This is a genomic window from Streptomyces sp. LS1784 (assembly GCF_020103755.1).
Classification (GTDB): domain Bacteria; phylum Actinomycetota; class Actinomycetes; order Streptomycetales; family Streptomycetaceae; genus Kitasatospora.
On the sequence record NZ_JAHSQD010000550.1, the window covers coordinates 1 to 5,441 of the forward strand.

Here is a 5,441-nt window from a genome sequence, read left to right on the forward strand (position 1 = left end):
GCCCGGACGGCCGCCCGGCCCACGAGGGCACCCGGCGCACCGGCGGGGCCGGCCCGGCCGAGCACCGCCAGGCCGTCGAAGCCTTCGCCGCCGCCAGCAGCCGCGGCGACATCCTCGCCCTGATGGAGATCCTCGACCCCGACGTGGTCTGGCACTCCGACGGCGGCGGCATCATCCGCGCCGCGGTCCGCCCGATCCACGGCGCCGACCGGGTGGCCCGGTTGGTGGCCGGCCTGGTCGCCAAGTGGTTCACCCCCGAGGTGGCCACCGGCCGCGCCGTGGTCAACGGCGAACCCGGACTGGTCTGGTACGACCGGACCACCGGCACCGTCGGCGGCGTCCTCGCCTTCGCCGTGGCCGACGGGCGGATCACCGAGGCGTACGTCGTGGTCAACCCCGAGAAGCTCGGCCGCATCCCCGCCGTGGAGCTGTGACGCGAGTCACGGTCACACCCCCACCGGCCGCGTCGTCCCCTTCCCGAACAGCGCTCCACCGGAGCGCCCTCGCAAGGAGGCGAACGAGATGAGCAGCACCACCACCGGGCAGCGGATCGTCGTACTGGGCGCCGGGTACGCCGGGCTCACCGCGGCCAAGGGCGCCGGACGGCACCACGCCGTCACCCTGGTCGCCCCCGAGGACCGGATCCTGCACCGCATCCGCCGGCACGAGACCGCCGCCGGCCGCGGCCGTGACTGGCCCACCATCGCCGAACTCACCCGCGACCGCCGGATCGCGCACCGCCGGGCCCGGGCCGTCGCACTCGACCCGGCCGCGCACGAGGTCCGGCTGGACGACGGCACCACCCTCGCGTACGACACCCTCGTCTACGCCCTCGGCAGCCGCACCGCCTGGCACGGCGTCCCCGGCGCCGAACAGCTCGCCTGCTCGGCGGAGCACGCCGCCGAACTGCACCGCCGGATCGCCGCGGCCGACCGGCCCGGCACCCTGGCCGTGGTCGGCGGCGGCGCCACCGGCATCGAGCTGGCCACCGAACTCGCCGAGGCCCACCCGGCCTGGCAGGTGCGGATCGTCGCGTCCGGCCCGGTCGGCGGCGCCTACTCGGCCAAGGGCCGGGCCCACGTCCGGCGCGTCCTCGCCCGGCTCGGCGTGGGCGTCCACGAGAACGCCACCGTCACCGAGGTCACCCCGGACGGGCTGCGCACCACCGCCGGCCCGATCGACGCCGGCCTCGTCGTCTGGGCCGCCTCGCTGGAGCCGCACCCGCTGGCCGCCGAGGCCGGACTGGCCGTGGACGAGCACGGCCGGGCCCTGGTGGACGACCACCTGCGGTCGGTCTCCCACCCGGACGTCCACGTGATCGGCGACGCCGCCGCGGTCACCGTCCCCGGCGTCGGCACCCTGCGGATGGGCTGCGCCACCGCCCTGCCGCAGGGACAGTACCTCGGCAAGCTGCTGGCAGGGCGCACCGCGAAGCCGTTCTCGTTCCGGTACACGGTGCAGTGCGTGAGCCTCGGCCGGCGGGACGGGCTGCTCCAGGTGGTCCGCCCGGACGACTCGATGCGGCCCACCGTGTTCACCGGCACCGCGGGGCGGCTGGCCAAGGCGGCGATCGTCGGTGTGGTCCTCAACAGCCTGAAGTAGCCGCCGGAAGGCCGGGAGGACCCAAAAACGCCGGAAGGGCCCGGGCGGGTGCCCGGGCCCTTCCGGCGTGCGTCACCGCCCCGCCGCTACTTCTTCTCCTTCGGCGCCTCGGCGTCGGTGGACAGCGCGGCAATGAAGGCCTCCTGCGGGACCTCCACGCGGCCGACCATCTTCATCCGCTTCTTGCCTTCCTTCTGCTTCTCCAGCAGCTTCCGCTTACGGGAGATGTCACCGCCGTAGCACTTGGCGAGGACGTCCTTGCGGATCGCGCGGACCGTCTCACGGGCGATCACCCGGGAGCCGATGGCCGCCTGGATCGGCACCTCGAACTGCTGGCGGGGGATGAGCTTCTGGAGCTTGCCGGCCATCATCACGCCGTAGCCGTAGGCCTTGTCCTTGTGGACGATCGCGGAGAAGGCGTCCACCGCGTCGCCGTGCAGCAGGATGTCGACCTTGACCAGGTTGGCGGACTGCTCGCCGATGGGCTCGTAGTCCAGCGAGGCGTAGCCGCGGGTCTTGGACTTCAGCTGGTCGAAGAAGTCGAAGACGATCTCCGCGAGCGGCAGGGTGTAGCGCAGCTCGACCCGGTCCTCGGACAGGTAGTCCATGCCCTGGAGGCTGCCGCGGCGGGACTGGCAGAGCTCCATGATCGCGCCGACGAACTCGTTCGGCGCGAGGATGGTGCCGCGCACGACCGGCTCGAACACCTCGGCGATCTTGCCGGTGGGGAACTCGCTCGGGTTGGTGACGGTGTGCTCGCTGCCGTCCTCCATGACCACCCGGTAGATCACGTTGGGGGCGGTGGAGATCAGGTCGAGGTTGAACTCGCGCTCCAGGCGCTCCCGGATGATCTCCAGGTGCAGCAGGCCGAGGAAGCCGCAGCGGTAGCCGAAGCCGAGCGCGACCGAGGTCTCCGGCTCGTACACGAGCGCGGCGTCGTTGAGCCGCAGCTTGTCGAGGGCGTCGCGCAGCAGCGGGTAGTCCGAGCCGTCCAGCGGGTACAGACCGGAGAACACCATCGGGCGCGGGTCCTTGTAGCCGCCGAGCGGCTCGGTGGCGCCCTTGTGCATCGAGGTGATGGTGTCACCGACCTTGGACTGCCGGACGTCCTTCACACCGGTGATGATGTAGCCCACCTCGCCGACGCCGAGGCCGTCGGCGACCTTCGGCTCGGGCGAGATGACGCCGATCTCCAGCAGCTCGTGCGTGGCGCCGGTGGACATCATCGAGATCCGCTCACGCTTGGTGAGCTGCCCGTCCACGACCCGGACGTAGGTGACTACGCCGCGGTAGGAGTCGTACACCGAGTCGAAGATCATCGCGCGGGCCGGGGCCTCGGCTTCGCCGACCGGGGCCGGGATGGTGTTGACGATGTGGTCCAGCAGGTCCTCGACGCCCAGGCCGGTCTTGGCGCTGACCTTGAGCACGTCGCCCGGGTCGCAGCCGATGATGTGGGCGATCTCGGCCGCGTACTTCTCCGGCTGGGCGGCCGGCAGGTCGATCTTGTTGAGGACCGGGATGATCGTGAGGTCGTTCTCCAGCGCCAGGTACAGGTTGGCGAGGGTCTGCGCCTCGATGCCCTGGGCCGCGTCGACCACCAGGATGGTGCCCTCGCACGCGGCGAGGGAGCGGGACACCTCGTACGTGAAGTCCACGTGGCCGGGGGTGTCGATCATGTTGAGGATGTGCGTCGTCCCGGCGTTCGGCCCGGTCTTCGGCGCCCACGGGAGGCGGACCGCCTGCGACTTGATGGTGATGCCGCGCTCACGCTCGATGTCCATGCGGTCGAGGTACTGGGCACGCATCTGCCGGGGGTCGACGACGCCGGTGATCTGCAGCATCCGGTCTGCGAGCGTCGACTTGCCGTGGTCGATGTGGGCGATGATGCAGAAGTTGCGGATCAGCGCCGGGTCGGTACGGCTGGGCTCTGGCACATTGCTGGGGGTCGCGGGCACCTTGGTCCGATTCTCCGTTGGTCCGGGGCCGGGGGTGTCCTGGTCATCGCTGACCGGTTTCCCGGGGACCGGACAGTCTCGTCCGATCGAAATAGTTCCTCCCATCTTCCCACGAGCGCGGGGCAGGCTGCCGTTCGGGCACCGTCCGGTTCCGTCCGGCTCCGTCCGGCTCCGTCCGCCGCCCCCGCGCGGCCCGGGGGCCGGGTCCGCGGCGGGAGCCCGGTTTGGGGCGGGCAGCGGGCCCCTGGTAGCGTGGGCTGCTGCACCTGGCCTCGGCATGCCCTCTCAGCTGGACCGAAGGCCACCGGGTGCGACCCCGTTCAGACCTTTCAGACAGACTGAGGCTCCTTCGTGGCGAACATCAAGTCCCAGATCAAGCGCAACAAGACCAACGAGAAGGCGCGCCTGCGCAACAAGGCCGTCAAGTCCTCGCTGAAGACCGCTCTGCGCAAGGCCCGTGAGGCCGCTGCCGCCGGCGAGACCGAGAAGGCCACCGAGCTGGCCCGCGCCGCCTCCAAGGCGCTGGACAAGGCCGTGAGCAAGGGCATCATCCACGCCAACCAGGCCGCCAACAAGAAGTCGGCCATCACCAAGCGCGTCAACACGGCCGCCCAGGCCTGACGCCCCCGGGGGCTGTGACCCCCACCGCTTCGGGACGACCCGGCCCTCTACCCGGACCCCCGAGGCACGCAAGACTCGCACCGCACGCGGCCTGCGTTCGCCACGCGGGTGCGGTGCAACGAAGCAGTGCGACAGGCGCCGCAGTCGGCCTCCTTCCCGGAGGCCACTGCGGCGCCTGTCGCGTTCCGCGGCCCGGCCGCTATGGTCGGTCAGGTCCGATCGAGGTGCGGGGAGCACCCGACGCCAGGCCCAGGGGGGAACTTCCATGACCACGCCACCGCCGCCACCGGCACCGAACGGACCGGGGTACGGCTACCCGCAGCAGCCGGGCCGGGGCGCGCAGCCCGTACCGGGCGCTCCGGGCCCCGCGGGCGCCGCCGGCTTCGGACCGCCTCCCGGGCTGCCGACCGCACCCGGCATGCCCACCGCACCCGGCATGGCCCCGGCACCCGGCATGGCCGCCGCGCCAGGGGCCGGAGCGGCGCCGCGGCCCGGGAGGAGCGGGAACCTGCGACGCAACGCCGTCTGGGCGTTCGTCGGCGCGGTGATCGTGTCGGTCGGCTGGACCGCCGCCGTGATGGCCGTCCCCGGCATGGTCAGCAGCGAGTCCTCGCCCCGCGGCCTGCGCGGCTACCACCTCTCCGACGACTTCTGCACCACCGGGAAGCCCACCAGGATCCTCCAGACGTACTCCGTCTCGGACACCTCCGCGCCGACCCACCACACCGACCGGCATCCCGCGCTGGACAGCATGAACTGCTCGATGTCACTCAAGCGCACCGGCGGCAACAACGACAGCGAGTACGCCAACCTCTACCTGCGCGCCGACCTGCACAAGGCGGTCAACCCCGCGCCCGAGCTGCAGGCCAACAAGGAGCTCTACCGGGCCCGCGGCTACCAGGTCACCGACATCGCGGGGCTCGGCGAGGAGGCGTACTTCCTGTACAAGGACGACGGCTCGGACAAGTACCACAGCGTCTACGCCGAACTGGACATCCGCGACGGCGGGATGACCTACTACATCAACTACTCAGCCAGCTACACCGAGGGCAAGGGCAAGCCGCCGTCCAAGGAGGAACTGCGCAGCGCCCTCCAGTCGGACGGGCAGGACGCCGTCCGGGCCATGAAGAAGTAGGTCCGGCTCCGCTGCCCGCCGTGCCGGTACGGGCCGCCCGTACCGTGCCGGGCCGCCCGCGCCGCCGTCAGTAGGCGGCCGTCAGTAGGCGGGCCGGGAGCCGGCCCGGGCGGCCCGGGCGACGGCGA

Annotated in this window: 5 protein-coding genes; 4 read left to right on the forward strand and 1 reads right to left on the reverse strand. The window is 72.0% G+C overall.

From position 1 onward, the window contains the following. The coding region (locus KS423_RS37390; protein ID WP_224284194.1) for a nuclear transport factor 2 family protein at positions 1–434 on the forward strand (434 nt) is incomplete at its 5' end. Positions 435–522: 88 nt separating this feature from the next. Beyond that, positions 523–1,602 (forward strand): NAD(P)/FAD-dependent oxidoreductase, encoded by a 1,080-nt coding sequence (locus KS423_RS37395; RefSeq protein ID WP_224284195.1) that lies wholly within the window; start codon positions 523–525, stop codon positions 1,600–1,602. Between the two features lie 86 nt (positions 1,603–1,688). On the opposite strand, the gene lepA is transcribed toward KS423_RS37395, so the two are convergent. Next, the gene (gene lepA, locus KS423_RS37400) at positions 1,689–3,557 is read right to left on the reverse strand and encodes a translation elongation factor 4 (protein WP_224284196.1); all 1,869 of its coding nucleotides are present in this window, start codon (positions 3,555–3,557) and stop codon (positions 1,689–1,691) included. 351 nt (positions 3,558–3,908) lie between these two features. Here lepA and rpsT point away from each other — a divergent pair, with 351 nt between their 5' ends. Together rpsT and KS423_RS37410 are read left to right on the forward strand one after the other, a co-directional pair. Beyond that, positions 3,909–4,178 carry a 30S ribosomal protein S20 gene (gene rpsT / locus KS423_RS37405; protein WP_224284197.1) on the forward strand — a complete coding sequence of 90 codons (270 nt, stop codon included), beginning with the start codon at positions 3,909–3,911 and terminating at the stop codon, positions 4,176–4,178. Between the two features lie 418 nt (positions 4,179–4,596). Next, positions 4,597–5,313, forward strand: a complete 717-nt coding sequence (locus KS423_RS37410; protein ID WP_224284198.1) for a hypothetical protein — start codon at positions 4,597–4,599, stop codon at positions 5,311–5,313. Positions 5,314–5,441 lie beyond the last annotated feature (128 nt).